The sequence below is a fragment of the Candidatus Paceibacterota bacterium genome (assembly GCA_035530615.1).
Taxonomy (GTDB): Bacteria; Actinomycetota; Actinomycetes; order Nanopelagicales; family Nanopelagicaceae; genus QYPT01.
In genome coordinates this window covers 70,158-95,292 of record DATKUL010000001.1, presented here as the reverse complement: position 1 = coordinate 95,292, position 25,135 = coordinate 70,158, and the positions used below count along the sequence as shown (strand labels likewise).

24 protein-coding genes are annotated in these 25,135 nt (G+C 50.9%); 16 read left to right on the top strand and 8 right to left on the bottom strand.

The window, feature by feature from the left end; translation table 11 throughout:
- Nucleotides 1-41: 41 nt before the first annotated feature.
- Both VMW30_00485 and VMW30_00480 read left to right on the top strand, forming a co-directional pair.
- Nucleotides 42-992: an ATP-binding cassette domain-containing protein gene (locus tag VMW30_00485; protein HUW86844.1), complete on the top strand. Its 951-nt coding sequence runs from the start codon at nucleotides 42-44 to the stop codon at nucleotides 990-992.
- Nucleotides 989-1,981, top strand: coding sequence for an ABC transporter permease subunit (locus tag VMW30_00480; protein ID HUW86843.1), 993 nt, complete (start codon nucleotides 989-991; stop codon nucleotides 1,979-1,981). Before VMW30_00485 ends, VMW30_00480 begins: the two co-directional genes overlap by 4 nt.
- A gap of 393 nt (nucleotides 1,982-2,374) precedes the next feature.
- On the opposite strand, the gene lepB is transcribed toward VMW30_00480, so the two are convergent.
- Nucleotides 2,375-3,055 carry a signal peptidase I gene (gene lepB / locus VMW30_00475; GenBank protein ID HUW86842.1) on the bottom strand — a complete coding sequence of 227 codons (681 nt, stop codon included), beginning with the start codon at nucleotides 3,053-3,055 and terminating at the stop codon, nucleotides 2,375-2,377.
- A gap of 130 nt (nucleotides 3,056-3,185) precedes the next feature.
- On the opposite strand from lepB, the gene VMW30_00470 reads away from it, so the two are divergent.
- The gene (locus VMW30_00470; protein HUW86841.1) at nucleotides 3,186-3,434 is read left to right on the top strand and encodes an excalibur calcium-binding domain-containing protein; all 249 of its coding nucleotides are present in this window, start codon (nucleotides 3,186-3,188) and stop codon (nucleotides 3,432-3,434) included.
- A gap of 120 nt (nucleotides 3,435-3,554) precedes the next feature.
- On the opposite strand, the gene VMW30_00465 is transcribed toward VMW30_00470, so the two are convergent.
- On the bottom strand, nucleotides 3,555-4,229 hold the full coding sequence (locus VMW30_00465; protein HUW86840.1) for a hypothetical protein: 675 nt from the start codon (nucleotides 4,227-4,229) through the stop codon (nucleotides 3,555-3,557).
- Between the two features lie 274 nt (nucleotides 4,230-4,503).
- On the opposite strand from VMW30_00465, the gene VMW30_00460 reads away from it, so the two are divergent.
- The 3 genes from VMW30_00460 to VMW30_00450 all read left to right on the top strand — a co-directional run bounded on the left by VMW30_00460 (nucleotide 4,504) and on the right by VMW30_00450 (nucleotide 6,344).
- A complete protein-coding gene (locus VMW30_00460; GenBank protein HUW86839.1) occupies nucleotides 4,504-4,770 on the top strand; it encodes a hypothetical protein in 267 nt (88 codons plus the stop codon).
- A 105-nt stretch (nucleotides 4,771-4,875) separates the two neighbouring features.
- Nucleotides 4,876-5,667, top strand: coding sequence for a hypothetical protein (locus tag VMW30_00455; GenBank protein HUW86838.1), 792 nt, complete (start codon nucleotides 4,876-4,878; stop codon nucleotides 5,665-5,667).
- Between the two features lie 182 nt (nucleotides 5,668-5,849).
- A complete protein-coding gene (locus VMW30_00450; protein ID HUW86837.1) occupies nucleotides 5,850-6,344 on the top strand; it encodes a GNAT family N-acetyltransferase in 495 nt (164 codons plus the stop codon).
- A gap of 80 nt (nucleotides 6,345-6,424) precedes the next feature.
- Here VMW30_00450 and VMW30_00445 read toward each other — a convergent pair whose 3' ends face one another.
- Nucleotides 6,425-6,748 (bottom strand): nuclear transport factor 2 family protein, encoded by a 324-nt coding sequence (locus VMW30_00445; GenBank protein HUW86836.1) that lies wholly within the window; start codon nucleotides 6,746-6,748, stop codon nucleotides 6,425-6,427.
- A gap of 811 nt (nucleotides 6,749-7,559) precedes the next feature.
- Entirely contained in the window at nucleotides 7,560-8,642 is a 1,083-nt protein-coding gene (gene ugpC / locus VMW30_00440; protein HUW86835.1) for a sn-glycerol-3-phosphate ABC transporter ATP-binding protein UgpC, read from the bottom strand.
- Between the two features lie 190 nt (nucleotides 8,643-8,832).
- Here ugpC and VMW30_00435 point away from each other — a divergent pair, with 190 nt between their 5' ends.
- The 10 genes from VMW30_00435 (at nucleotide 8,833) to VMW30_00390 (ending at nucleotide 20,214) form a co-directional block, all read left to right on the top strand.
- Complete coding sequence (locus tag VMW30_00435) at nucleotides 8,833-10,155, top strand: hemolysin family protein (protein HUW86834.1); 1,323 nt, start codon at nucleotides 8,833-8,835, stop codon at nucleotides 10,153-10,155.
- A 5-nt stretch (nucleotides 10,156-10,160) separates the two neighbouring features.
- The gene (gene trpS / locus VMW30_00430; GenBank protein ID HUW86833.1) at nucleotides 10,161-11,159 is read left to right on the top strand and encodes a tryptophan--tRNA ligase; all 999 of its coding nucleotides are present in this window, start codon (nucleotides 10,161-10,163) and stop codon (nucleotides 11,157-11,159) included.
- A complete protein-coding gene (locus VMW30_00425) occupies nucleotides 11,156-12,145 on the top strand; it encodes a BMP family ABC transporter substrate-binding protein (protein HUW86832.1) in 990 nt (329 codons plus the stop codon). Before trpS ends, VMW30_00425 begins: the two co-directional genes overlap by 4 nt.
- A 131-nt stretch (nucleotides 12,146-12,276) precedes the next feature.
- A complete protein-coding gene (locus VMW30_00420; GenBank protein ID HUW86831.1) occupies nucleotides 12,277-13,338 on the top strand; it encodes a BMP family ABC transporter substrate-binding protein in 1,062 nt (353 codons plus the stop codon).
- 131 nt (nucleotides 13,339-13,469) lie between these two features.
- A complete protein-coding gene (locus tag VMW30_00415) occupies nucleotides 13,470-14,984 on the top strand; it encodes an ABC transporter ATP-binding protein (protein ID HUW86830.1) in 1,515 nt (504 codons plus the stop codon).
- Complete coding sequence (locus VMW30_00410) at nucleotides 14,985-16,154, top strand: ABC transporter permease (protein HUW86829.1); 1,170 nt, start codon at nucleotides 14,985-14,987, stop codon at nucleotides 16,152-16,154.
- Complete coding sequence (locus VMW30_00405; GenBank protein HUW86828.1) at nucleotides 16,154-17,428, top strand: ABC transporter permease; 1,275 nt, start codon at nucleotides 16,154-16,156, stop codon at nucleotides 17,426-17,428. Before VMW30_00410 ends, VMW30_00405 begins: the two co-directional genes overlap by 1 nt.
- Before the next feature lie 11 nt (nucleotides 17,429-17,439).
- The gene (locus VMW30_00400) at nucleotides 17,440-17,838 is read left to right on the top strand and encodes a cytidine deaminase (GenBank protein HUW86827.1); all 399 of its coding nucleotides are present in this window, start codon (nucleotides 17,440-17,442) and stop codon (nucleotides 17,836-17,838) included.
- On the top strand, nucleotides 17,831-19,120 hold the full coding sequence (locus tag VMW30_00395) for a thymidine phosphorylase (GenBank protein HUW86826.1): 1,290 nt from the start codon (nucleotides 17,831-17,833) through the stop codon (nucleotides 19,118-19,120). The genes VMW30_00400 and VMW30_00395 overlap by 8 nt, the downstream gene beginning before the upstream one ends.
- Nucleotides 19,117-20,214: an adenosine deaminase gene (locus VMW30_00390; protein ID HUW86825.1), complete on the top strand. Its 1,098-nt coding sequence runs from the start codon at nucleotides 19,117-19,119 to the stop codon at nucleotides 20,212-20,214. The genes VMW30_00395 and VMW30_00390 overlap by 4 nt, the downstream gene beginning before the upstream one ends.
- 3 nt (nucleotides 20,215-20,217) lie before the next feature.
- On the opposite strand, the gene VMW30_00385 is transcribed toward VMW30_00390, so the two are convergent.
- The 4 genes from VMW30_00385 to VMW30_00370 are packed head-to-tail and all read right to left on the bottom strand — an operon-like array spanning nucleotide 20,218 to nucleotide 25,134.
- On the bottom strand, nucleotides 20,218-21,066 hold the full coding sequence (locus VMW30_00385; GenBank protein ID HUW86824.1) for an aldehyde dehydrogenase family protein: 849 nt from the start codon (nucleotides 21,064-21,066) through the stop codon (nucleotides 20,218-20,220).
- Nucleotides 21,059-22,513 carry an aldehyde dehydrogenase family protein gene (locus VMW30_00380; protein ID HUW86823.1) on the bottom strand — a complete coding sequence of 485 codons (1,455 nt, stop codon included), beginning with the start codon at nucleotides 22,511-22,513 and terminating at the stop codon, nucleotides 21,059-21,061. Before VMW30_00380 ends, VMW30_00385 begins: the two co-directional genes overlap by 8 nt.
- Before the next feature lie 12 nt (nucleotides 22,514-22,525).
- On the bottom strand, nucleotides 22,526-23,434 hold the full coding sequence (gene deoC / locus VMW30_00375) for a deoxyribose-phosphate aldolase (protein ID HUW86822.1): 909 nt from the start codon (nucleotides 23,432-23,434) through the stop codon (nucleotides 22,526-22,528).
- 35 nt (nucleotides 23,435-23,469) lie between these two features.
- A complete protein-coding gene (locus VMW30_00370; GenBank protein ID HUW86821.1) occupies nucleotides 23,470-25,134 on the bottom strand; it encodes a phospho-sugar mutase in 1,665 nt (554 codons plus the stop codon).
- Between the last annotated feature and the right edge of the window lies 1 nt (nucleotide 25,135).

Genomic DNA, 25,135 nt, shown 5'->3' with positions numbered 1-25,135 from the left:
CCGCGTCAACGCCGCTTCGCGGTGGCAACAAGAAGGGAACGATGACGACGTCGATTGCAGAGTTGGCCATATCCACTAAAGGTCTGCGTAAGACCTACCGCAACCGCAAGGGAATTCACGTTGCGGTACATGGCCTAGACCTTGATGTTCCCGTCGGTGGAGTGCATGGATTCTTGGGACCGAACGGATCGGGCAAGACGACGTCGATTCGAATGCTGCTCGGATTGGTTCGCGCGGACGCTGGCACTATGAGCATCTTCGGCCACGAAGTTCCCAAACATCTGCCTGAGGTGATTGCTCGGGTTGGCGCCATTGTCGAGTCGCCCAAGTTTTTTCCTTCCTTCAGTGGTCGTAAGAATCTTCAATTGCTAGCCGAGGCTATTGGTTGCCCCCGTGGGATTGTTGATCAAGTTTTGGAGCAAACAAGTCTGGGTGAGCGAGGCAAAGACAAGTACCGGACTTACTCCTTGGGTATGAAGCAGCGGTTGGCCATAGCAGCCACACTTTTGAAGGAACCCGATCTGCTCATCTTCGACGAACCAACTAATGGACTAGATCCAGCGGGCATCCGTGAAATCCGAAACACGATGCGCGCACTGAGCGATCAAGGAAAAACTGTTCTGGTCAGTAGTCACATCCTCAGTGAGGTCGAACAGGTAGCTGACACGGTCTCGATCATCGGCCACGGCAGACTCTTGGTGTCGGGTCGAGTTGCCGATGTGATTGGCAATCAGATTGCGACATCTGTGCGAGTAGGAGTTGCCGATCTCATTGCGGCGCAACGCATTCTCATCGAGGGCGGACTCCTTGTCCGCGAAGACGGGGGATTGCTCGTGGTTGATGGGATTGCCGATGGTGCAGAGATCACCAAACGCTTGGCTGCGCATGGTCTTTTCGTAAACGAGTTGACACCTGTGCGCGCAGATCTCGAGTCGGTATTTTTGCAGTTGACTGCCGATGAAGGACTCGAGTCCTGGGGCGGTGAAAAATGATAAGGCTAACTAAAGTTGAACTGCGGCGTCTGTTCTCGCGCCGACTCACCTCTCTTGCTTTGCTTGGCACCTTGGCTGTTACTGGGTTGATATTGTCCGATGCCTATCAGCAGGCTAAACCCCTGAGTGGCCAACAGTTGGCATCCCAAAAGGCCCAATTCGATCAGGCACATCAGTCATGGGAAGCAAACGGTGTTCGGCAACGCAAGGAGTGCCTGACACAACAGGCCATTGCTCAAAAAAGCGACCCGAACCTCAACTACCGATGCAACGACATGGAACCCAAATGGGAGAACTGGGGTAAGCCGAAGGTGAAGTTCGGTGAGTTGATGCACTCGATACTGCTCAGCTGGTCCTATCTCATCGCATTTATCTGCTTCCTCATCGGCGCAGGTTTTGTGGCGGCTGAATTCAGTAGCGGTTCGATGGGTAATTGGTTGACATTTGAACCGCGGCGGATACGGGTCTATGCGAGCAAGTTGGCGGCCGTCGGGTTGGGATTGGTGCCGGCAATGCTGGCGTTGCTTGGACTGTTGATCGGTGGCGTGTGGCTGATCACTGCGCATTACGGTTCCACCGCCGGCACGACTTCCAAGATGTGGACTGACCTCAGCTTTATGGCGGGACGCTCACTCATACTGGCAGTGGTCGCGGCCGTAGTCGGGGCAGCTATGGGTACGTTGTTACGCCACACTGCTGCGGTAATCGGTATTGCGTTGGGCTATTTGGTCCTCGTTGAAGCGATCTTCGGCCGCTTGCTTCAAAGAAGTGCACAACCTTGGTTGCTGAGGCTCAACATGGAGGGATGGTTACAACACGGCACCCAGTACTACATCCAGACCTGCAAAACCGACAGTCAAGGCAATTACCGTTGCGATGGTGTCGAAAAGCTTCTGGGGTTCGGTCATAGTGCGGCGTATTTGGGATTCCTGGTCGTGCTTGTCATTGGCTTATCCGCGGTGGTCTTCCAACGGCGCGACGTTAATTAAATAGAACGGAGTCACTTTTTCTAGAACTTGATTGGTGTGAATCTTGGGTCATTGTACAAAAAGGGAAAGGAAAAATGACCCGAAATATCTCGGGTCATTTCCTCGCCAATCAGAAGTTGGGAAAAGTATGTCAGTCATTTGCGTTACTCGGAGTAACGATTGATTGGAACAGGATACCCGCTTCATAGATTTCGCGCCTCGAAAGGGCACACAAAAACTGTATTGTTGGATCTTGCGCCCGAAGGGATGAAACTGGGCACCGGGAGTCCACCCTGACGTTGAGTTAGCAGCGGAGTAGGAGTTTTCTTGCACTTTGGCCAACGGACCTAACTAGTCGCTAAGGGAGAATCTGCCCAAGATTCTTAGTACACATCACCATGGCTACCTGCGGCATTATGGATTTGCGCGTTCCAAACCCGCGGGTCTCTTAAGAACCGAAGTTCGAGACAAAGGCCAAAGCAGGAAAATTGCTCTTCCCACAACTTCATTTACCGGAACGAATCCGTTGTTTTGATCATCTCGATGGAACCGAGAATCACCGCTATTACCTCGATGATCTCCCATGACCCATATTCGCTCTGAAGGGACAACCACATTGAATGCAACTTCACTTGGTTTATTTCCAGCGTAGATATATGAGGACTCGTCAAGCTCGTGCCCATTAACCGTCAGATTTCTTTTGGTTGTGCAACAGACCACATGGTCTCCTGGCATGCCAATAACTCTCTTAATCAAGAACTTCTTTGATGAGTCTGGAAGAACCCCAACATCGGTTAGAAGAGTCTTGAATAAATGAATTGCCCCTGAACCTTTAGGCGTACCGTCGCTTCCAAGCCAGCCGGCAGAATCATGAAAGACGACAACGTCACCACGTTGGATTCCGTTGCCAGTAATGGTTCCTAGTCGATTAACACTAACTCTGTCACCAACGTGAAGTGTGTTTTCCATTGACCCCGAAGGAATGTAGAAGGCTTGCATCAGAAATGTCTTAATCAAGAATGAAATCCCAAGCGCAACGATTAGGAGCAAGGGGACTTCAAGGAGTTTTCCTTTCGTCGACCTGCGAATGCGCATAAAGATAATGGTACTGCGATAAGTTGATATCGAACGTGATAATCTGCCGAACAGTGGTCACAATAGGTCAACTAGAAATGAAGCCGTCAACTCTCTGGGCAACGGTAGAAGAGTTGAGTAAGGTCAATGAATGAGACGTTTATTGGTTCTTAGTATTTGCGTCGGAGTTGTCTTCACCTTTTCACCTAGTGCTAACGCAGCAGCGAAGGTATTCAAGAACTGCACAGAACTAAATAGGGTTTATCCAGGAGGCGTTGCACGTCTAGGTGCTGTGAATGCTGGAGGCACTACCAAGAAAGTGCCTAAGTACAACAAGGCGCTTTACCTAGCCAACAAGAAGTCAGACCGTGATAAAGACGGGATTGCCTGTGAGAAGTAAAGCAACGTCCTTTCCGTTTTAAGATATGGGGAGCTTCCAACGAATCAGGGCTTGCCTCAAAGGGTGACATCAACGATTGGTGGGGTTACTCAGGGAAATTCCAGGCCAACAACGAGAAACTTATAGGCGCTTCAATAGTTTTTCGTATGCCTCGGATCCAAGATTTTCCTGGGAAATGTGAACACTTCTTGAACTTACGAACGTCACGCGATTTTTATATTCGTATAACTCAGGAATTGCGGTAAACCATCCCAATTTGTTTCTACTCATTATTATCAGTGCGTCTCGCTTCATGGCTTCGCTAACCAAGTGGAAAGAGTAGCGTTGTGTTTCAAACGTATAGGGGATCGGATACCAAGACTTCGAATTGTATGCATGAAAATTAATCAAAAATAGACCCGTTGAAACTCTTTCCAGAGACGTTTCATGAACAACTTTTCTGATTCGAGGTATCAGCCAATCGCCTTCCATTTGAGGGTTGTCCGGTGAATGCACCCATGTTAAGAAGGAATCGGCGGATTCATGTTTCAGATTTCTTAGATTACGATTTGCGTACTCAGAGTTAGTTCGATAACTAGGATCAGTCTCTCTTTTGTTTATCCCCGGATTTGCCAGCAAAACAAAGACATTTGCATTTGGATCTCCCATATACGGGTATGGTTCGAGATGCTCGGCCAATCGATACTCCTCGCGAGTCTCAATCCCTCTATTGAATGCCAGAGCATGATCCTTATCTAGATCGTGGAATTTTGGCGCGTTTTTTTCGGGGTTAAAAGTTAGCCATGGATTTTCCATTTATTCCTAAACCTTCCGTGTTCCAACCATGCTTGTAGATTACTGCCAGTTCTAAGGCTCACCCCTCTATACGCGCGCACCGCCCCAAGAGAATCGCAAACCGGCAGAGTTCCCAAAAATATGAGCCAGCCCCGATGAGGCGTATCAACGATCAGTGAGGTTCCCGAGTTGAGCCCTACAAATTTAGGTTTGAGTTTAATTTGAATTACTAACTGAATTCGACTGAGTTTATAAACTCTATACAGAATAGGAAAAGCCCTGGATACTTTTTCCCATGGGTAAATTCGGCGCACTAGTAGATTATTTCATGCCGTTCAGGGACAAAAGGAGTTTCTCCCGAGCGAAAGTCGAAACAAATGTCCCGGGCGGACATCTGTTTCCGTTTCTTGAAACGGACTCGCAATCAGGAATAGATGTACTGGAACCCCAAATGAACGTGGTGAATCAACCCACTTGGAAACTGATCTTGATTGTTGCAGAACGCTTGCAGACGGAATCCGGCAACTTTCGTCTAACTCAAATTGTCAACGGCGTTCAGTAACTCGATCCCGACCGAGCGTGGTCCTCGATTCAACCAGTTGTGCAGGGCATGACGGCCAACGCTGGAAAGGGGCCACCAAGCCCTTGCGGTCGACCGTTAGTGAGAGTGAGTCATGGCGTATATCGCCTCGGCATCGCAGTGCCTGAAGTTGAGCCCCGATCAACGAAAGTGCCACGCCCCTTTGCTCAGACGCGCGCCTCGCATTCGAATGTCAAAGGTGTCAACGAGATGGAGCGCCGAGTTGCAGGCGTTATCGATGAATTTGCTATTTGCCTTGAAACTTACGACCAACAATTACCTTTCACTCGCACCGGCCAGTACTCCCTGCATCGCGCGACCATCGACGGGCGACGATCCTTCACAAGCGTGCGCGATGCAATTGAGGATGAAGTTTTTCTTCGTGGCTTTCATCAGACGTTGTACGCCTGGGGAATTGGCAAACGAGCCTCTCGACTGGTGTCTCTGCCTGAATTCCGTGACCGTTTAAGTGACTGCGGTGAGGAAATTGCTAATTTTGAACACCTTCGTCTAGATGACCCAGAGCTCGACATATCCCTCACCGCTATGCGGCTTTGGCGACTAATTGAACGTCTAGCGGTGGTGCAGAACGTATCTCTCATCGTTCCAGGCACAAAGACACTTCATCACTTGCTACCCGACCTCGTCCCACCGATGGATCGGGCTTGGACAGGCGCTTTTTTTCAGTGGTCAATGGGGGCACCTGCTTATGAGCGGTCAACCTTCATTCGAACTTTCCGATCCTTTGCCGAAATCGCACAAGCGACAGACCCTTCGGAATTCGTTGGAGAAGAGTGGCGAACAAGTCTCACGAAAGTCTTGGATAACGCAATCATCGGCTATTGCAAACTTCATGACATCGCGCCTAGGGGCTCTTGAGATTTGTTAATTGGCACCAGAATGTTTCCCTGCAAGGGGTTGTAATAACGATTAGTGGGGTTGCCCAACTTGGCCGGACTGGGCTCGCGTTAAGGATGGTCTATTTTTGCGCGTTTTCTTTAGACTATTAACAACGGAAAATGGTCGGCTTGTTCAAGACAACGACTGCTACCTTAATCTTCATGAGCGAGAAACCTCCCGACTACACATTGCGTGCAGCAACCGAAGATGACGCATCCCAAATTGCCAAGTTGCTCAAGGCCATCGGTTGGTTTTCCTCCTTGCGAGACCTTTCAATCAATGATGTCGAACTTCTAGTGCGAGAGCACCTCCATCTGCTGGTGGAGAGTCCGATGAGCACAACGCTGGTTGCCATTACGAAAGAAGGAGACGTGCTGGGGTACAGCAATGTTCACTGGCTGACCAATTTATTCATGTCTGGACCTGAGGGCTATGTATCCGAACTCTTTCTCCAATCTGACGCTCGCGGTCAAGGCCTCGGTAGAGCCTTCTTGGATCACCTGGTGGGGGAGGCCAAGACACGTGGTGCTATTCGGCTTTCGCTCCTGAATGGCAAACATCGAGAGTCGTATGAACGAGGCTTTTACACGAAGAATGGATGGGAAGAACGGCCTCAGATGGCGAACTTCGTGTACTGGGTCCATAGCGACCTTTAGCCTTGCGTCCGAACAAGTTGCATTGACCAATGGGGGTGTATTAACGACTAGTTGGATTGCCCAAGACAGTGAACGCGAACTTAGCGCAGAAGTCGTTCTCGCACGATAAGTCCGTTATTCAGTTGATAGACAGCAATGTGGCGCTCTGGCTCTGTTGTCCTTCCAGTCACCTGTTCTTTTTGTGCAACGAATGATCCAACTTCCCATCGTCCCAGTGGTTCTACGTGAAGTGCTGGATAGGTCTCGAACATTGGGCCAGTATGGTTGCGAATCCCCAGGTGGCCGTTGGCAAGAACTCGGTCACTGCCATCTTCGATCGTGGCTTTTGGGTCATAACAGGCAACGATGGCTTCAAGATTATGCGCATTAAGGGCAGCGAGGAGACGATCAATAACGGTGTTCATTAGGGGTCACCATAACAAATTCGTAGGCGCGTGCGAAGGGTTGCACGTTGAGGAAAAGCAAAGAGACCCGGTAGGTGACCGAGTCTCTTTGCCTGCCAATCCAGCGTGAGTCAAAGTATGACAGAAATTTAGGTCACTCGGAGTAACGAATGAATGGTCTTCATAGGGTTGCATTAATGACTAGCGGGGTTGCCCAAGATGCTGAACGCACAAATTGGAAGGGCCCCGAGTTTGAACTGAAACCCAGAAGTTGGAGACGCAATTAAGAGTCCCGACCGAAGGGGTTCAGTTCATTACGCAGAGTTACAGAAAAGACCCAATTGATTACAGCGAAGTCATTTCTTTTAAATAAATGATTTTTCACCTCATTTGTCATTGAAGTAATTACAAAGTGGGTGTAAAAATAGAACCACCTCGAGGCAAAACCTCGAGGTGGCCGTCCCTTGTTAGGACTCGTTGTTGGTTTTACCACCACCATGGCGCGTTCGATGTCTTTCTATTACTAGAAAAACAATACGAACCACGCTTACGATGAGAGTAAGCCAACTGTGAATATCCATAACGGCCTCCTTCCTCGAATTTCCTCACGGTCGTGAGGAAATCATGAGTTCAATTGGTCCGATGACGGATCGGTTGAACTCTCGAGGGAGCAGACTTTGGGACGCCGTGACTGTAGAAGTGTTTAACTAGTTGGAATGTGAAGCGAACTCTCAGTGTGCAAATAGCTTGCTTGTGAAGAGAAAAAGAAGACCTCGGAGAAATAAAAACTGCCCTCGATCACAGCGATTGAGGGCAGTTTTCTTAATGCACGTTACTTGAGGCGCTCACCTGTTGCTGCATCGAAGAGGTGAATTCCTGATGGATTTGCAACGACGGAGATCGTTGAACCTGGTTTTGGTGGATTCTTAGGATCCCAGCGGACAATTACTTGAGCGCCCTCATCGGTTGCGTTTGCAAACTTCACGGTTGGATCGGCTGGTTTGCCGTAAACAAATGCATCGGCACCAAGTTCTTCAACAACCTCAACCAGAACATGAAATCCATCCGCTGCAGGAGTGAATCCTTCGGGGCGAATTCCAACTGTTACGACGTTGCCGGCACTTGTTGGAACTGGAATGGAGAGAGCTCCCAACTTGGCCACTCCGCCAACAACTGGAGCAGTCAGCAAGTTCATCGCGGGAGAGCCAATGAACCCGGCAACAAATGCGTTGGCAGGATTGTCATAAAGATTTCGAGGTGTATCAACCTGTTGCAAGAGGCCATCCTTGAGAACAGCAACGCGGTCGCCCATTGTCATGGCTTCAACTTGGTCGTGGGTTACATAGACGGTGGTGATTCCGAGGCGACGTTGTAGTGCGGCAATCTGTGTACGTGTGGCTACGCGCAATTTTGCGTCAAGGTTGGAGAGTGGTTCGTCCATCAAGAAGACCTGTGGTTCGCGGACAATGGCGCGACCCATGGCAACGCGCTGACGTTGTCCACCTGATAGAGCTTTTGGCTTGCGCTCTAGGTAGGGCACAAGATCGAGAAGTTTTGCCGCCTCAAGAACTCGACGCTCACGTTCTTCCTTGGGGGTTCCGGCAATCTTGAGTGCGAAGCCCATATTCTCCGAAACGGTCATGTGTGGGTAGAGCGCATATGATTGGAAGACCATTGCAATATCGCGATCCTTCGGGGCCACATTTGTTACATCGCGGTCGCCAATAAGAATGCGTCCGTTATCGATTTCTTCCAGTCCGGCCAACATGCGAAGTGAGGTTGACTTGCCGCAACCTGATGGTCCGACAAGAACGAGAAACTCGCCGTCATTAACGACGAGGTCTAATTTGTCGACTGCGGGGGCGGTTGTTCCGGGATAGATACGTGTTGCTTTGTCGAATACGACAGAGGCCATGACATGACTCCTTCTCCGGGCAGGTACGTGCCCGACGGTCCGTTGGATGAAGGCACCTCGCCTACCCTCGAGGATTCCCAAGAAGTAGCCGAAGTCGGCGCCGCAGACAGAACTCCAGCGCTGCCGTGAGGCTACGGCATGGACGAGGATTTAGGGAAGTGGGCACCTGAACCCCGATACGCTTTCACTCATGAACCTCGCATCCTCAGGCCGCTCGGTCCAGGGACTCTTCACCGATATTGGGGTTGTGGCCTTCTTCATCCTCCTCGGATCCCTCTTCGTCGCGGCTGAGATCGCGCTCATCTCATTGAGAGAGAGCCAAGTCCGACAGATGGCGCTCAAGGGGAAGCGGGGGCGCCGGGTCGCCGCGCTGACAGCCAATCCCAACCGCTTTCTGGCTGCAGTCCAAGTGGGGGTTACGGTCTGCGGATTTCTCTCGGCTGCCCTGGGTGCCGAACGCATTGGTAGTTACGTCCAACCGTGGCTGCAGGAACGAGGTTTTTCCCAGGGTTGGAGCAATGCCATATCTCTCGTGGGTCTTACGCTGATCATCGCCTATTTCTCCCTCGTCTTTGGGGAGTTGGTTCCAAAGAGACTGGCGCTTTTCCGCACGGAGACAATCGCTCTGGGGGCGGCACCAATTATTGATGTTGTGGCGATGTTTTTCCGCCCGGTTATCTGGTTACTTTCCCATTCCACCAATCTCATTGTGCGAATCTTTGGAGTTGATCCGGAGGAGCAGCGGGACCAAATGTCGGAGGAGGAATTGCTCGATCTCGTTGCCGGGCACGCTGCCTTGACGGATGAAGAGCGAGACATTGTTGAGGAAGTGTTCAATGCAAGTGATCGTCAGGTCCATGAAGTTATGGTCCATCGGACCGAAGTGGAGTTTCTTGACGGGTCACTCACCGTCGGAAAGGCGATCGCGCTCGCGGTCGACCGCGCGCATTCGCGTTACCCGGTTGTCCGTGGATCTAGCGATGAGGTTATAGGGTTTATACATGTTCGAGATCTTCTCGATACCTCTTTGGCTGGTAGCGGCGAGAAGATTCAAGAGTTGGTCCGCCCAATTATGTTCTTGCCTGGGACAAAAGGAGTTTTGCCCGCTCTCACCGAGATGCGTCTGCAGCATCAACACCTTGCCATCGTTCTGGATGAATATGGTGGAACCGATGGCATTGTGACTATGGAGGATCTCGTCGAATGTCTAATCGGAGATATTCAAGATGAGTACGACACCGATGAAACGGAGTCGGGGCGAAAATCTCGCACCGGAGATTTTGAGGTGGATGGTCTTATTTCCATTGAGGATCTACAGGAGTTGACTGGGTTAGAGATTGCTGAGGGCCCATACGAGACCGCGAGTGGTCTTGTGATGCATTTTCTCGGTCATATTCCAAAAATCAACGATGTAGCGGATATAGATGCGGCGCGGATCACAGTGCTCACCATGGAAGGCAACCGCGCAGGAACCTTATTGATCTCACCGATTCCCTCAGACGTGGGAGAATAAGGCGCATGACGCGCAAAAGAGTCTTATCTGGCATTCAACCCACGAGTGAATCATTTCATCTAGGAAATTACCTTGGTGCGGTTCGACAATGGGTGGAGTTCCAAAATGATCACGATGCTTTCTACTGCATCGCTGATTTGCACGCCCTTACTGTTGAGACTGACCCCGCGGTACTTTACGAAAGAACTCTGCGATCGGCTGCGCAACTTATTGCGATCGGCATCGACCCAACGAAGTGCACTTTCTTTCTACAATCCCACGTGGTCCAACACAATCAGTTGGGTTGGGTCATGGAGTGTCTTGCCGGATTCGGTGAAGCTAGTCGCATGACACAATTCAAAGACAAATCATCCAAGAACGGAACCGACCGAACTGTCGTCGGACTCTTCACATATCCGATGTTGCAAGCCGCTGACATTCTGCTCTATCAAGCACATCATGTACCTGTTGGAGAGGATCAACGTCAGCACATCGAACTTACGCGGGATTTGGCAGGACGCTTCAATTCTCGTTTTGGTCAGACATTTCAACTTCCAGAAGCGTACATTCTTAAAAGTGGTGCAAAGATTAACGATCTGCAGAATCCACTCGCCAGGATGAGTAAATCCGCTGCTTCGAAGCAGGGTGTTATTGAGATTATGGATCCACCCGAAGTTAATGCCAAGAAAATAAAGAGTGCAGTCACGGACACGGGTCGTGAAGTGCGCTTTGATGAGAAAGAGAAGCCAGGGATAAGCAATCTGATCACAATCCACTCCGCGATTTCGGGTCGCTCGATTGCCGAAGTCGAAATGGAGTTCGAGGGCAAAGGTTATGGAGATTTCAAAACCGCAGTCGCTGATGTTGTTGTTGAATTCCTTAGCCCCATCCGCCAGCGCGCCTTGGACCTGCTGGACGATGAGCCTGGACTCCTAGCAATTCTGCATGAGGGTGCCGCTAAGGCGCGTATCGTGGCAGAGAAAACGCTGGAAGATACCTATAGAAATATGGGTCTAGTGAGATGAAATTTCGCGTCTTCGCGCTTTCGCTGATCGTTTTTGCACTGAGCGTGACGACCCTTGCAACTACGTCCCAGGCTACCCACATCCTCCGGATTGGCATTGCCTATGAAATTGGCGGACCGGGTGATCATGCTTTCAACGATGCTGTTGCCGAGGGAATTGCTTTGGCAAAGAAACGTTTTCAAATTCAAGTCGCCGCCACCGTCACAACTGGTTCAGAATCTGATCGGGTACTAAGGCTTAAGAACCTTATTGCCATGGGTGCGGGACCGGTAATCGCCGTCGGGGGCGGATACGCGGCTGCCATCAAGGAGGTTGCACAACTTTATCCAAACCATCAATTTGCTATGGTGAATGATGCAACCGTTGACCTTGTCAATGTTGCGTCACTTATTTTTGCAGAAGACCAGGGTGGTTATCTTGCGGGTGTTGCCGCGGCATATGCGACCAAAACTGATCGTATCGGTCTGGTTGGAAGTTCAACACAATCAAAAAAGTATGAAGTAGGTTTTCTGGCGGGCGCCCGCGCCACTAAAAAGGGTTTGACCTTTGGTATCAAATATTCAAAGGATTCTTGGGGTGCGGCAGCTGCTGCGATGGTCGCAGGAGGCGCTGATGTAATTTTCCTGACCACTACGGGTTCGGATTCCGATGTGCTCGACGCAATCGTTAGCGCGAATAAGGATGGTGCGAATGCGGGCTTGATCGTCGTAGAACCAGACCAATACGTAACCCTGACCTCTGGCACAAAGAAATACATACTGGCATCTGTGATGAAACGTGTGGACAAGGCGATTGTAGATTTTATTTCTGAAAGCGTCGCGGGGCGCTCAGTGGCTGACGTTCTGGATCCGAAACTTGGCATTTATGGACGCAAGTACGGAATCCAGAACGGCGGTATTGAAATCTCGCTCTGGTCTGCAAGTCTGGCAAAGTATCGCAAATCTATCTACCTGGCCGCCCTCAAGGCGGGAAAACTTTCCAAATAGGGGAAAATCTTTACCAAGTTGTTACATTGGATGAGGGTTAATTCTCGGTATTTTATGGGCTATTTCCTTTTGCCGTACTAGGGTTAGACCCAATCAATCCCCACAAAAGATATGGGGTTTTTGGAGGAACATTGAAAAAGTCATTGCGTTATGGTGCCCTTTTAGCGGCTACCACATTGGCAGTTGGCATAACCGTGGCTCCCATCGCCACTGCTGCAACCAAAGTAAAAGCCTGTCTAGCTCTCGACACTGGCGGCGTGGATGACAAGTCATTCAACGCCTCAGCATGGCGCGGGGCCCAGAAGGCCGCTTCAGGCTCGGTTTCGGTTAAGTACCTTGCGGCACAGTCGGATGCTGACTATGCACCGAACATCAAGAAGTTGGTTGATGAAGGATGCAATGTCATCATCGGCGTTGGCTTCTTGATTAATGATGCGATTGTTGCTGCTGCAAAGGCAAACGCTGGTACAAAGTTTGCAATCATCGATCAAGATGGCTTCGATCATGGTCCAAATTTCGATAAGTGGCCAGGAGATTCTTTCGCAAACCTGAAGGGTGTTCAGTTTGCAACCAACCAATCTGCCTTCCAGGCTGGCTATCTCGCAGCAGGTTTCTCTAAGACAGGAAAAGTTGCGACATACGGCGGACTTAATATTCCACCAGTTACAATTTTTATGGACGGCTTCGCAAAGGGAGTTGCCTATTACAACAAAGTTAAGGGCAAGAGTGTTGTTGCACTTGGCTGGGATACCGTCAAGAAGGACGGAACATTCGTAGGTGGATTCTCTGATCAGGCCAAGGCATTGCAGATATCTAAGAACTTCGAGCAACAGGGTGCAGATGTAATCTTCCCAGTTGCCGGTGGACTAGGTGGAGCAACTGCAGGACAGTCAATGACTGGTAAGAAGTCAGTGACTATCTGGGTTGACTCTGATGGATTCGTCCAAGCCCCTCAATATCGGTCAGTACTTTTGACCTCTGTTGTCAAGGGTGTCGACACTTCCGTATCGGCTGTCATCAAGGATGTTGCAACTGGCAAGTTCACTTCCAAGGGCTACATGGGAACATTGGCCAATCGAGGAACCTACCTGGCTTCATATCATGACTTGGCAAAGAAGGTTGCTGGCAAACTTCAAAATGAAGTTCGCCAACTTGGCATCGCGATCAAGACTGGAAAAGTTAAGGTCGACTAGTCAGGAAGTAAATCTTCATGTGAATCTTGCTGTGAATTAGGATTCATATTTTGAGGCGAAGGCGGAGCGAGTCTGCAAAGACCCGCTCCGCCTTTCTTTGCCTTAATGCATTTAGACGGTAGATTGACCGTATGTCACTTGAACTTCGCGCGATCACGAAGAGTTTTGGACCACTCATCGCAAATGACGGAATTGATCTCAAAGTAGCCGACGGTGAAATTCACGCAATTCTTGGCGAGAATGGTGCAGGAAAATCCACACTCATGAACGTTGTGTACGGTCTGCTCAAGCCGGACTCAGGCACCATTCTGGTTGATGGAAAAGAGATTTTCATCTCAAGTCCCAGCGATGCTCTTGCGGCAGGTATTGGAATGGTTCACCAACATTTCATGTTGATTCCAGTTTTCACTGTTGCCGAAAACATTGTGCTTGGACACGAGAAGACCAATAAATTCGGAATATTGGAACTCGACAAAGCCAAGGAAGAGATCCGTCGGGTCTCAAAGGAATTCAATTTTGATGTCGATCCGGATGCACTCGTGGAGAATCTCCCCGTTGGAATTCAACAGAGAGTGGAGATCATTAGAGCCTTGATTTACGAAGCGAAAGTTTTAATCCTGGATGAACCAACGGCTGTTCTCACTCCGCAGGAGACGGATGAACTATTGAGAAATATGAAGATTCTTCGAGATAAGGGCACGTCGATAGTTTTCATTACTCACAAACTTCGTGAAGTCCAGGAAGCGGCAGACAAAATCACAGTTATCCGTCGCGGCAAGGTCGTCGGTACGCCGTCGCCCGATGAATCACAAGAAGAACTCGCCTCAATGATGGTTGGCCGTCCGATCTCATTGGATGTTTACAAGAAAGCCGTCTCTCCAGGAGCGCCGGTGCTCACGGTTTCTAACTTGAATGTTCGGGATATCACCGGTCGTCGGTTGGTGAAGAACATCTCTTTTGAGGTGCATGCCGGCGAAATTGTGGCGGTGGCCGGAGTCCAGGGGAATGGTCAGAGCGAACTAGCTGAGGCGATCGTGGGGCTGCAAGAATTTGTCGAAGGGAAAATTCTCCTAGATGGGAAGGACATCACCGCTGCATCAGTACGGGAGACGCTCCGTGCGGGTATTGCTTACGTTCCTGAGTCTCGTGAATTGGATGGGTTGATCTCGTCCTTCTCTGTCGCGGAGAATCTCATCCTTGATCTGCATGATATGCCTCCATATGCCAAGGGGCTGTCGCTTTCGCCGAGCGTCGTTGCTCGTGAGGCAGAATTACGAGTAAAAGAATTTGATGTACGACTCCAGAGTATTCAAGATCCGGCTTCATCGTTGTCAGGAGGAAATAAACAGAAAGTAGTTTTAGCCCGCGAACTCTCCCGTCCGGTGAAATTGGTGGTTGCTTCTCAGCCAACCCGGGGTCTTGATGTCGGGTCGATTGAATTCGTCCACCAGCGAATTGTCGCTGAGAGAGATTCGGGTCGCGCTGTTCTGATTTTTAGTACTGAGTTGGATGAGGTGAGCGACCTCGCGGATCGCATTGCGGTGATGTATCGCGGCGAGATTATCGCCATAGTTCCCGCCACTACTTCACGTGAGGATCTTGGCCTGTTAATGGCGGGCGTCCACCCAGATGAGAAGAGCGCCTAGATGCGAGGGTTAGCGAAAAAGGCACTACGAACCATCGCTCTGCCAGGGCTCGCCTTCCTATCCGCGCTATTCGTCAGCGGATTGCTCATCGCATTCTCTGATCCGAATGTGTTGAAATTGGCCAAATCGCCGCTCACCTTTCTCAATGCAGCAGTGACGGCGGCGGGTAGGGCGTACCGGGCTCTCTTTGAGGGCGCAATTTATGATCCGAATCTTGCGCATCCCAATTTCTTTAACGGCCTATATCCGCTCTCTGAAACTCTGGTCTCTGCATCTCCACTGATACTGACTGGGCTTTCAGTTGCTCTCGCGTTTAAAGCGGGCCTTTTCAATATCGGCGCACAGGGACAGTTTATTTTCGGTGCTATTGGAGCCTCTGTGGTGGGATTCAAAGCCGACCTTCCGGTTGGGATTCACGCAATCGCAGCAGTACTCACCGCGATGCTCTTCGCGGGATTATGGGGTGGCTTTGTCGGGTTATTGAAAGCCAAAACTGGTGCCCATGAGGTAATTGTCACCATCATGCTCAACTATGTCGCAAGTTATTTTCTTCTCTGGCTTCTCAGCACAACTCCATTCTTACGGCCGGGCCGACAGGATCCGATTGCTCCGCCAGTTAAGCAGAATGCGCAACTGCCTCACCTTGCTGGGGAAAGTTTGCGAGTAAATGCGGGTCTGCTCATAGCGCTAGCCGCAGCCGCGGGGATTTGGTGGTTGCTCAATCGAAGCACGTGGGGCTTTAGATTCCGCGCAGTTGGGGCGAATGCAGCAGCTGCAAAAACCGCCGGCATATCTGTCCCATTAGTTACGACAATGGTGATGGTTATTGCCGGTGCACTGGCTGGACTTGGCGGGGCGGTTCAAATCCTTGGAAGTGAATACGCTCTCACCGCTGGGGCAGGAGGAAGTTTCGGTTTTGATGCCATCACAGTTGCACTGCTTGGTCGAGCAAATCCGATCGGCACAGTTTTCGCGGCCCTTCTCTTCGGTGGACTTCGCGCCGGCGGATTGACCATGCAGGCCAATACCGAGACGCCGATTGACCTCGTGCTCGTCATTCAAGCACTGGTGGTGCTCTTCATTGCTGCACCGGCTCTCATAAAGGGGATCTTCCGAATTAAAGAGTTGCAGACCGGTACTGGTGTGGTTTCTAAAGGATGGAACGGCTGATGACTCAAGTTGAAGTGCTCTCCTTATCCGCGCCAGAGCGCCGTCGCCGTCGTGGGGTCATCACGATGTTTGCCCTTGCAATCGGGGCTTTTCTCAGCTTTGTCATCATTCCCAAGCAGAATGAGAAAGTCACTTTCGGTTTTGTGATGGATCGAGAGTGGGTCTTCTTCCATGAGTGGGTAGTGAGTTCAAAGACCGGATCACTTGGTTTTGCAATCCTCGCGCTTGCGGCAACGATCCTGGCTTACTTGCAGTTCCGGGCGCGTAAGACGATTCGTTTCGCTAGTGCCATTTTCGGGTTCTCATTCTTGATGTCTTTTCTCTGCTGGGCAGCAAGTGGGAAGTTCATTCCTTTTACTGGTCTGCTTCAAGGCGGTCTGCTCCTTGCGGTCCCACTTGTATTTGGAGCGATGGCTGGAGTGCTCTGCGAGCGCTCTGGTGTCATCAATATTGCCATCGAAGGACAACTGCTCGCCGGTGCTTTTGCATCAGGGGTGCTCGCGAGTTTGACGCAGAACACGATGATGGGATTGCTCATCGCACCATTTGCTGGTGCGATGATTTCATACCTATTAGCTGTCTTCGCCATCCGATTCGGCATCGATCAGGTCATTTTGGGTTTTGTGCTCAATGTTCTTGTCATCGGTCTGACTGGTTTTCTTTACAAACGACTTCTCATTCCATACCAAGACACCTGGAACTCCGGACCAATTCTTTCGCCAATTAGAATTCCGATCCTTTCCAAGATTCCCGTACTTGGTCCGATATTTTTCGAGCAGACGATCATCGTCTACCTGATGTATCTCATCGTGGCACTGATTCATGTTGGCCTTTTTCGTTCTAAGTGGGGGTTGCGGATGCGTGCGGTTGGTGAACACCCCACCGCGGCCGAGAGCGTCGGAATAAAAGTGAACTCAATCCGATTCCGCAATGTCATTCTTGCGGGGGCAGTCGCTGGACTCGGTGGCGCATATTTCACGATCGGAGCGGTTGGTCCGTTCGGCAAAGAAATGACGGCCGGTAAAGGCTTTATCGCGCTTGCCGCGTTGATCTTCGGTCGCTGGAGTCCGTTAGGCGCAGTCGCCGCAGCCTTGATTTTCGGATTTGCGGACAATCTGCAGGGCGTACTTTCCATCACTGGTACTCCAATTCCATCTGAATTCATGTTGATGGCGCCATATATTGCAACGATTATTGCGGTCTCTGGTTTTGTAGGTCGCGTGCGCGCGCCCGCGGCCGATGGAATTCCGTATAGACCAGGAGACGCGCACTGATGGCGCCCGGCATGGAAATTGACTGGAACCACTTACATTCACTTGCGACTTCGGCAATGGAGAAAGCCTACGCACCCTATTCCAAATTTTCAGTCGGCGCCGCAGCCCTAGTCAATGATGGACGCTTTGTCAGCGGATGCAATGTAGAGAATGCAAGCTATGGAATCACGCTCTGCGCCGAATGCGGGCTAGTTTCAGATCTCATTCTCACGGGAGGCGGAAAGTTAGTGGCTCTCTATTGTGTGGATTCGCATGGAGATGCTTTGATGCCATGTGGCCGATGTCGCCAACTCTTGATGGAACATGGCGGTAACTCACTTCTCATCATGACGCAAGAGAAGGCAGTCCCGCTCTCAGAATTACTTCCCTGGGCTTTTGGCCCAGAGGAGATGACGCGCCGTCATGATTGAACCGTTTGCTGCTGTCGAAATAATCGCGGCCAAGCGTGATCGGCACGAGTTGAGTGATGCACAAATTGATTGGGTGATCGCTGCCTACACCAACGGCGTAGTCGCCGATGAACAGATGTCAGCATTGCTGATGGCGATACTGCTTAACGGCATGACTTCTCGGGAAATCTCGCGCTGGACCCAGGCGATGATTAATAGCGGGTCAAGGATGGATTGGTCGGGGCTTGATAGACCGACCACTGATAAGCATTCAACCGGGGGAGTTGGCGACAAAATTACTCTTCCACTCGCACCTCTGGTTGCGGCGTGTGGAGGTGCAGTACCCCAACTTTCTGGACGAGGGCTCGCACACACAGGAGGAACTCTCGATAAATTGGAGTCGATACCCGGTTGGCGCGCTGCCCTGTCCAACGAAGAAATGCTTTCAGTATTGAGAGAGTGCGGGGCAGTTATTTGTGCGGCGGGCCCAGGGCTTGCTCCTGCCGATAAAAAACTTTATGCACTCCGCGATGTCACCGCAACGGTTGAGGCAATTCCACTGATCGCCTCTTCCATTATGAGTAAGAAGATTGCAGAAGGAACCTCGGCGCTTGTTCTGGATGTGAAGACTGGCAGTGGTGCATTTATGAGTGACCCACAGCAAGCTGGGATTTTGGCACGCACCATGGTCGAGCTCGGTGAAAATGCCGGAGTTACCACTCGCGCACTTGTCACCGCCATGGATGTTCCACTTGGTCTCACGGTCGGGAATGCATTGGAGGTTCGTGAATCAGTCGAGGTGCTCTCAGGTGGTGGACCTGCCGATGTGGTCGAACTTACCTTGATCCTTGCCCGCGAGATGATCAGTGCGGCAGGAATTGTTGGGAAAGATCCGGAAACTGCCCTGCGGGACGGAAGTGCCATGGATGTCTGGCGGCGGATGATTAAAGCGCAAGATGGCGATCCTGATGCACCCCTGCCTTGGGCGCGCGAGAAACACCAACTCCTTGCAACTGCACAGGGTCGCATGGTCGGCATGGACGCCATGCAGGTGGGAGTGGCCGCGTGGCGACTGGGCGCAGGGCGTTCGAGGCAGGGCGAGAAAGTGCAAGCCGGCGCTGGGGTCCAACTTCATGCCAAACCAGGAGATGCGATCAAGATTGGTCAACCCCTCATGACTCTTCACACGGATGAACCCGAACGCTTCGCTCGCGCTCTTGAGATTCTTGAGGGATGCATAACGATTATTCCTAATGGTGAAGTAAAACGACTACCTTTAATCGTGGAGAGAATACAAAAATGAGCGAGATGGCAAGGATTCCAACGCCAGAGCAGATTAAGAGATTGCCGAAAGCGCTCCTGCACGATCACCTGGATGGCGGATTACGTCCGCAAACGATTATTGATATTGCCGGCGAGATTGGATACACCGCCCTTCCAACAACGGATGCTGAAGAATTGGCGACGTGGTTTCACGAATCGTGCGACTCTGGCTCCCTAGTCAGGTACCTCGAGACTTTTAGTCACACAATTGCAGTGATGCAGCGGCCGCAAGACATCGTACGAGTCGCGCGCGAATGCGTTGTTGATTTAGCAAGAGACGGCGTCGTTTATGCAGAAGTACGTGGAGCCCCAGAATTGTTTACGGAAAAAGGATTGACGATGGCTGATGTCGTCGAATCTACTCTCGAAGGTTATCGACTAGGTGAGGCCGAAGCGCGAAAAGAAGGATTTGAGATTCGCGTCGTCTCCATTCTCTGTGGAATGCGCCAAAATGATAAATCCCAAGAAGTAGCAGAACTTGTTGTTAAGTACCGTGATGCGGGTGTAGCAGGTTTTGACATCGCTGGCCCGGAAGATGGATATCCGCCAAGTGATCAGCAAGAGACTTTTGAATACTTGCGCAGAGAGAACGCGCATTTCACCATTCATGCGGGTGAGGCCTACGGACTTCCATCCATTTGGGAAGCGATCCAACTATGTGGGGCCGAGCGACTTGGACATGGAGTGCACATCATGGATGACATCGACCTTTCAGGTTCCGAGCCACGGCTCGGCCGGCTCGCCTCCTATATTCGCGATCGTCGAGTCCCATTGGAACTGTGCCCAACCTCCAATCTGCAAACCGGTGCGGCAAAATCGATCAAGGAACATCCCATTGGCAAACTCGGAGAGATGCGTTTTCGTGTCACCGTTAACACGGATAATCGTTTGATGAGTCAAACTTCGATGACAAAAGAAATGTCTCAATTGGTCGAGGCTTTCGACTGGACTTTTCAAGATTTACAGCGAGTCACAATAAATGCCCTAAAAAGTGCCTTTATTCCCTTTGAAGAGCGGTTAGCCATTATCGAAAATGTGGTTAAACCTGCTTACGCCGCTATTGCTTCAGAATAAGTACTAGACCCCAATGGGATGCCAAATCGTCTTGGATTCCATGAAGGCAAGAATTCGTTGTGGTGATTGCTGAGCACTAAATGCATGGAATCGCTTGAGGTTCTGAGCGCCGGCTATCTTCATGTCGGCAACGAGTGATGGATCATCGATACCACTCACATCGAGAGCGTCAATATCCATGTGCGAGGCAAACCAAGGCGCAAGTTCTTCTTTTTTGCCGGTGAGAATATTGCACACACCGTTTGGAAGGTCACTTGTTGCAAGGACTTCAGCGAAGGTGATGGCGGACAAAGGGGCGCGGGTGCTAGCCAGTGCAATGACGGTATTTCCAGAAACAATCACTGGAGCGATCGCATCCACTAGTCCGATGAGACTTCCTGACTCTGGAGCGATCGCGCCGACTACACCGATGGCCTCGGGGATAGTGAAGTTGTAGAAAGGTCCGGATACTGGATTTGTCGCACCGGCGATCGAGCCCAATTTGTCACTCCAGCCGGCATACCAAACCCAACGATCGATCGCGGCATGAACTTCCTGCAAAGCCGCGTTGACGGAGATGCCATCTAGAAGAGAAATCTCTGCCGCGAATTGATCGCTTCGCCCCTCTAGCATCTCTGCAATCCGATAAAGAATTTGTCCCCGGTTATACGCCGTTGCACTTGACCAACCGTCTTGCGCCGACCTGGCGGCGAGTACTGAATCACGCAAATCTTTGCGTGAGGCAAGGCACGGGTTTGCAACGAAAGTACCCTCGCTCGAGTGAACTTCATAGGTTCGCCCTGATTCACTGCGCGGGAAGGCACCACCAATAAATAGTTTGTACGTCTTCTTCACTTCCAGACGATCACTCATTTTCGCCACCTACTTCCATGCTCTTGAGATAAGCAGTCAGACCATGGCGCCCGCCCTCGCGACCCCACCCAGATTCTTTGTACCCACCAAAAGGACTGGCCGGATCGAATTTATTGAAGGTATTTGCCCAAATGACACCCGCTTTGAGCCGCTGCGCCGCCCAGAGAATTCGCGACCCTTTCTCGCTCCAGATGCCTGCGGAGAGCCCATAAGGCGTGTTATTGGCCTTCTCTATGGCTTCAGCAGGAGTGCGGAAGGTAAGGACTGAGAGGACTGGTCCAAATATTTCCTCTTGGGCGATGCGGTGAGCTTGAGTGACACCCGTGAAAATTGTGGGTGGGAACCAGTAGCCGGTTTCCGGAAGCGAACATGCAGGACTCCATCGCTGGGCACCTTCTGAATCGCCCGCTGCGCTCAACTCTTCAATCTTGCCCAGTTGCTCGCGTGAGTTAATGGCTCCGAGGTCTGTGTTCTTGTCGAGGGGATCGCCGACTCGAATTTTTTCCATACGCAATTTGAGTTTTGTGAGTACTTCATCCGCAATGTTCTCTTGAAGAAGCAAGCGAGATCCTGCGCAACAGACATGTCCTTGATTGAAGAAAATACCATTGACGATCCCTTCAACACATTCATCGAGTGGGGCATCATCGAAAACAATATTGGCTGCTTTACCTCCGAGTTCGAGGGTTGCCTTAACGGAAGTGGAAGCGATCGCGCGCGCGATTGATTTGCCCACTTCAGTAGAACCAGTAAAGGCAATCTTGTCGATGCCTGGATGATTCACGAGAGCGGCACCCGTCTTGCCGTTGCCGGTGACAATATTTACAACCCCTGCAGGAAGTTCAGCTTGTTGGCAGACTTGCGCAAAGAGAAGTGCAGTCAGTGAGGTTGTTTCTGCTGGCTTTAGAACCACTGTATTTCCAGCGGCGAGGGCGGGTGCAATTTTCCACGCGAGCATGAGTAGCGGAAAATTCCAGGGAATGATCTGGCCGGCCACCCCGTGCGGATGAGGAGAAGGACCAAGCCCTGCGTAATCTAACTTGTCCGCCCACCCGGCGTGATAGAAGAAGTGGGCAGCCGCTAATGGCACATCGATATCGCGTGATTCACGAATCGGTTTGCCGTTGTCTAAGGTCTCAAGTACTGCAAATTCGCGAGCTCGCTCCTGCATAATTCGCGCGATTCGGTAGAGATACTTACCCCGATCTTTCCCACTCATCTTTGACCAGATTGCTTCATAAGCGATCCGCGCCGCATCCACTGCTGCATCGACCTCGTCGGCTCCACCCAGAGCAATCTGACTCAAAACTTCCTCGCTGGAAGGATCGAGAGTTGGAAAATGGTTCTTTCCGGGCGTGAAAGCGCCATTGATGAAGTGCCCGTATTCAGGGTCGATCGTGACGATAGATCGCGATTCAAGGGCCGGCGCATATTCGAAGGTGGTCATCTTTATCCTGCCTTAATCAATCGTCACATAATTTGGACTGGTGTAAAAGCCGGTTCGCATCTTCATTCTTTGCATGAGCAAATCGTTGAGAAGTGCGCTTGCGCCGATTCGGAATAGAGAGGGCGTTAGCCACTCCGGTCCGGCGGTCTCGTTAACAAGGACCAGTTGCTTGATGGCATCTTTGGTATTGCGAATTCCGCCGGCAGGCTTCACGCCGATTCGGTGCTGCGTCATCTGGTAGAAATCTCTCACTGCTTCAAGCATGACGAGAACAACGGGCGCAGTCGCGGCGGGCGCCACTTTCCCAGTAGAAGTTTTGATGAAGTCAGCCCCGGCAAGCATCGCAAGGAAGGAGGCTTTGCGCACGTTGTCATAGGTGACAAGTTCGCCCGTTTCCAAGATTACTTTCAAGTGCGCACGATCTCCGCATATCTCCCGAATCGCAATGATCTCTTGGAAGACATCCATGTACCGACCCGATAGAAAGGCGCCACGATCGATCACCATGTCGATCTCTCCGGCACCGGCCGCTATGGCATCTTCTGTATCCTGAATCTTAACCGCCATTGATGCGCGCCCGGATGGAAACGCCGTTGCAACGGCAGCGACAGGAATGTCCTTTCCGCCGATGAGATCCAATTGTGTTCGTGCAATCGAGACCATGTCGTTATAGACGCATATTGCGCCAACATGTGGGACTGACAAATCAGTCGGATCCGGCCGGACTGCCTTTGCGCAGAGCGCTCTTACTTTCTCTGGCGTATCGGCGCCTTCCAGAGTGGTGAGGTCGACCATGGAAATAGCCAGATCGATTGCGAAATTTTTTGCAGAAGTTTTAATGCTTCGCGTCGCGAGCATGGCCGCCCGAGCTTCCGCTCCAGTTTGATCGACACCAGGTAAGGCATTGAGGAAGTGCAGCATTGAACTTTCACTTCCATCAATTAATCCGTAGAACTTCACTGAATCACTCTACCTTCCCTGCCAGCGGCGCCTGAAATGAGGAGATTTGAGAGTGGAGCGCGCAGTTGATTAAGAATTTTCTGAGCCTCTTCTGCACCTTTATCTGTAATAACTTCTAGGTAGCACTTCATTTTCGCCTCGGTGCCACTAGGGCGGATAATCACTCGTATATCTTTTTTGAGCCAGAAACGCAGTCCATCCGTGGGTGGCAATTTGTCCTTCGGTTTCATCAGGTCGTCCATGCTTAGGACTTGATAATTCGCGATACTCTCTGGTGGATTACTTCGCAACGAATTGAGAACGGTCGCGATCTGGGCCATGTCGTCAACTCTTACCGAAATTTGTTCAGTTCCGTGATAACCATATCGAATCCAAATTTCATTCAATAGATCCAAGAGTGTTCGACCATCTCTTTTCAGTTCTGAAGCGAGTTGAGTTAGAACCAGAGCAGCCGATATTCCATCTTTATCGTTTACCGTCTCCGAATCTACGCAATAACCAATTGCCTCTTCATATCCAAAGGTGAGTCCCTTGATTTTTGCTAACCATTTGAATCCAGTAAGTGTCTCTCGATACTCCATTGAATAATACGTTGCGATCTTCTTTAGGATTGAGGAGGAGACAATCGAGTTGGCAAGAATGCCACCTGAAGACTTAGATGCGATGTATTCGCCAAGGAGCGCGCCCAATTCATCTCCGCGCAGCATTCTCCAACCCTGTGCAGGGTCATTAACTGCGGCTGCGCATCTATCCGCATCGGGGTCGTTGGCAATGACAAGGTCTGCTCCGAAATTTCGAGCCGTTTCCAAAGCCAGGTCTATTGCGCCAGGTTCTTCGGGATTTGGAAAGGGGACCGTCGGAAAGTCAGGGTCAGGTGCTGACTGGGATTGGACGAGGATGGGCGACGCGTAGCCGGCTTTGTGAAAGACATGTTGCAGGGTCTCTGTTCCGACTCCATGCATTGCTGTGTAAACAACTTTAAGATCACTGGGGCGAGAGACAAGCGCGGCAGTTCTTGATACGTATGAATGAACTACGGATTCATTAACAATCTCCCAATCTTTGCATCGAGGTTGGGAGGCGAGCGATGTAATGAGGGAAATCTCGCGCGAAATCTCAATATCCGTGGGGGGAACTATTTGCGATGCCCGGTAATCAATTCCATCGATTGTCCCGCCCAGATAAACCTTGTAGCCATTGTCCTGCGGTGGGTTATGGCTGGCAGTCACCATGACCCCCACATCCACTCCCAGGTTTTTGACTGCGAAAGCCAGCACCGGAGTTGGAAGAGGTCGGGGGAGTACAAAGACTTTCATCCCCGCCCCACTCATGATTTCTGCGCTTTCAAAAGTAAAATCTTCCGAGCCATGCCGCGCATCGCGCCCGATGACGACGCTCGTAAGACCATGTTCTTTCATGAAGTTGGCAAGTCCCGCTGCAGCGCGACCAACGACTGCCCGATTCATTGATGATGGCCCAGGTCCGATCGGGCCACGCAGTCCTGCTGTTCCAAATTGTAGAAAGCCTGAAAAGTGTTTTTTTAGTTGCTCAAAATTCTTTGCGTCGAGTAATTCGCGAAGTCGCTTGGCTGTCGATGGATCAGGATCATCTGCGATCCATTCTTCTACCTCAGCGATTAATTCAGCATGCTCAGAACTCATG

Coding starts and splice junctions, on each gene's coding strand:
- VMW30_00370 (HUW86821.1), bottom strand. CDS start 25,134: ATGAGTTCTGAGCATGCTGAATTAATCGCTGAGGTAGAAGAATGGATC.
- ugpC (HUW86835.1), bottom strand. CDS start 8,642: ATGGCCTCTGTCGTATTCGACAAAGCAACACGTATCTATCCCGGAACA.
- VMW30_00405 (HUW86828.1), top strand. CDS start 16,154: ATGACTCAAGTTGAAGTGCTCTCCTTATCCGCGCCAGAGCGCCGTCGC.
- VMW30_00470 (HUW86841.1), top strand. CDS start 3,186: ATGAGACGTTTATTGGTTCTTAGTATTTGCGTCGGAGTTGTCTTCACC.
- VMW30_00385 (HUW86824.1), bottom strand. CDS start 21,066: ATGAGTGATCGTCTGGAAGTGAAGAAGACGTACAAACTATTTATTGGT.
- trpS (HUW86833.1), top strand. CDS start 10,161: ATGACGCGCAAAAGAGTCTTATCTGGCATTCAACCCACGAGTGAATCA.
- VMW30_00390 (HUW86825.1), top strand. CDS start 19,117: ATGAGCGAGATGGCAAGGATTCCAACGCCAGAGCAGATTAAGAGATTG.
- VMW30_00480 (HUW86843.1), top strand. CDS start 989: ATGATAAGGCTAACTAAAGTTGAACTGCGGCGTCTGTTCTCGCGCCGA.
- VMW30_00425 (HUW86832.1), top strand. CDS start 11,156: ATGAAATTTCGCGTCTTCGCGCTTTCGCTGATCGTTTTTGCACTGAGC.
- VMW30_00400 (HUW86827.1), top strand. CDS start 17,440: ATGGAAATTGACTGGAACCACTTACATTCACTTGCGACTTCGGCAATG.
- VMW30_00460 (HUW86839.1), top strand. CDS start 4,504: ATGGGTAAATTCGGCGCACTAGTAGATTATTTCATGCCGTTCAGGGAC.
- VMW30_00485 (HUW86844.1), top strand. CDS start 42: ATGACGACGTCGATTGCAGAGTTGGCCATATCCACTAAAGGTCTGCGT.
- VMW30_00435 (HUW86834.1), top strand. CDS start 8,833: ATGAACCTCGCATCCTCAGGCCGCTCGGTCCAGGGACTCTTCACCGAT.
- VMW30_00445 (HUW86836.1), bottom strand. CDS start 6,748: ATGAACACCGTTATTGATCGTCTCCTCGCTGCCCTTAATGCGCATAAT.
- VMW30_00395 (HUW86826.1), top strand. CDS start 17,831: ATGATTGAACCGTTTGCTGCTGTCGAAATAATCGCGGCCAAGCGTGAT.
- VMW30_00450 (HUW86837.1), top strand. CDS start 5,850: ATGAGCGAGAAACCTCCCGACTACACATTGCGTGCAGCAACCGAAGAT.
- VMW30_00410 (HUW86829.1), top strand. CDS start 14,985: ATGCGAGGGTTAGCGAAAAAGGCACTACGAACCATCGCTCTGCCAGGG.
- deoC (HUW86822.1), bottom strand. CDS start 23,434: ATGCTGCACTTCCTCAATGCCTTACCTGGTGTCGATCAAACTGGAGCG.
- VMW30_00465 (HUW86840.1), bottom strand. CDS start 4,229: ATGGAAAATCCATGGCTAACTTTTAACCCCGAAAAAAACGCGCCAAAA.
- VMW30_00380 (HUW86823.1), bottom strand. CDS start 22,513: ATGACCACCTTCGAATATGCGCCGGCCCTTGAATCGCGATCTATCGTC.
- lepB (HUW86842.1), bottom strand. CDS start 3,055: ATGCGCATTCGCAGGTCGACGAAAGGAAAACTCCTTGAAGTCCCCTTG.
- VMW30_00415 (HUW86830.1), top strand. CDS start 13,470: ATGTCACTTGAACTTCGCGCGATCACGAAGAGTTTTGGACCACTCATC.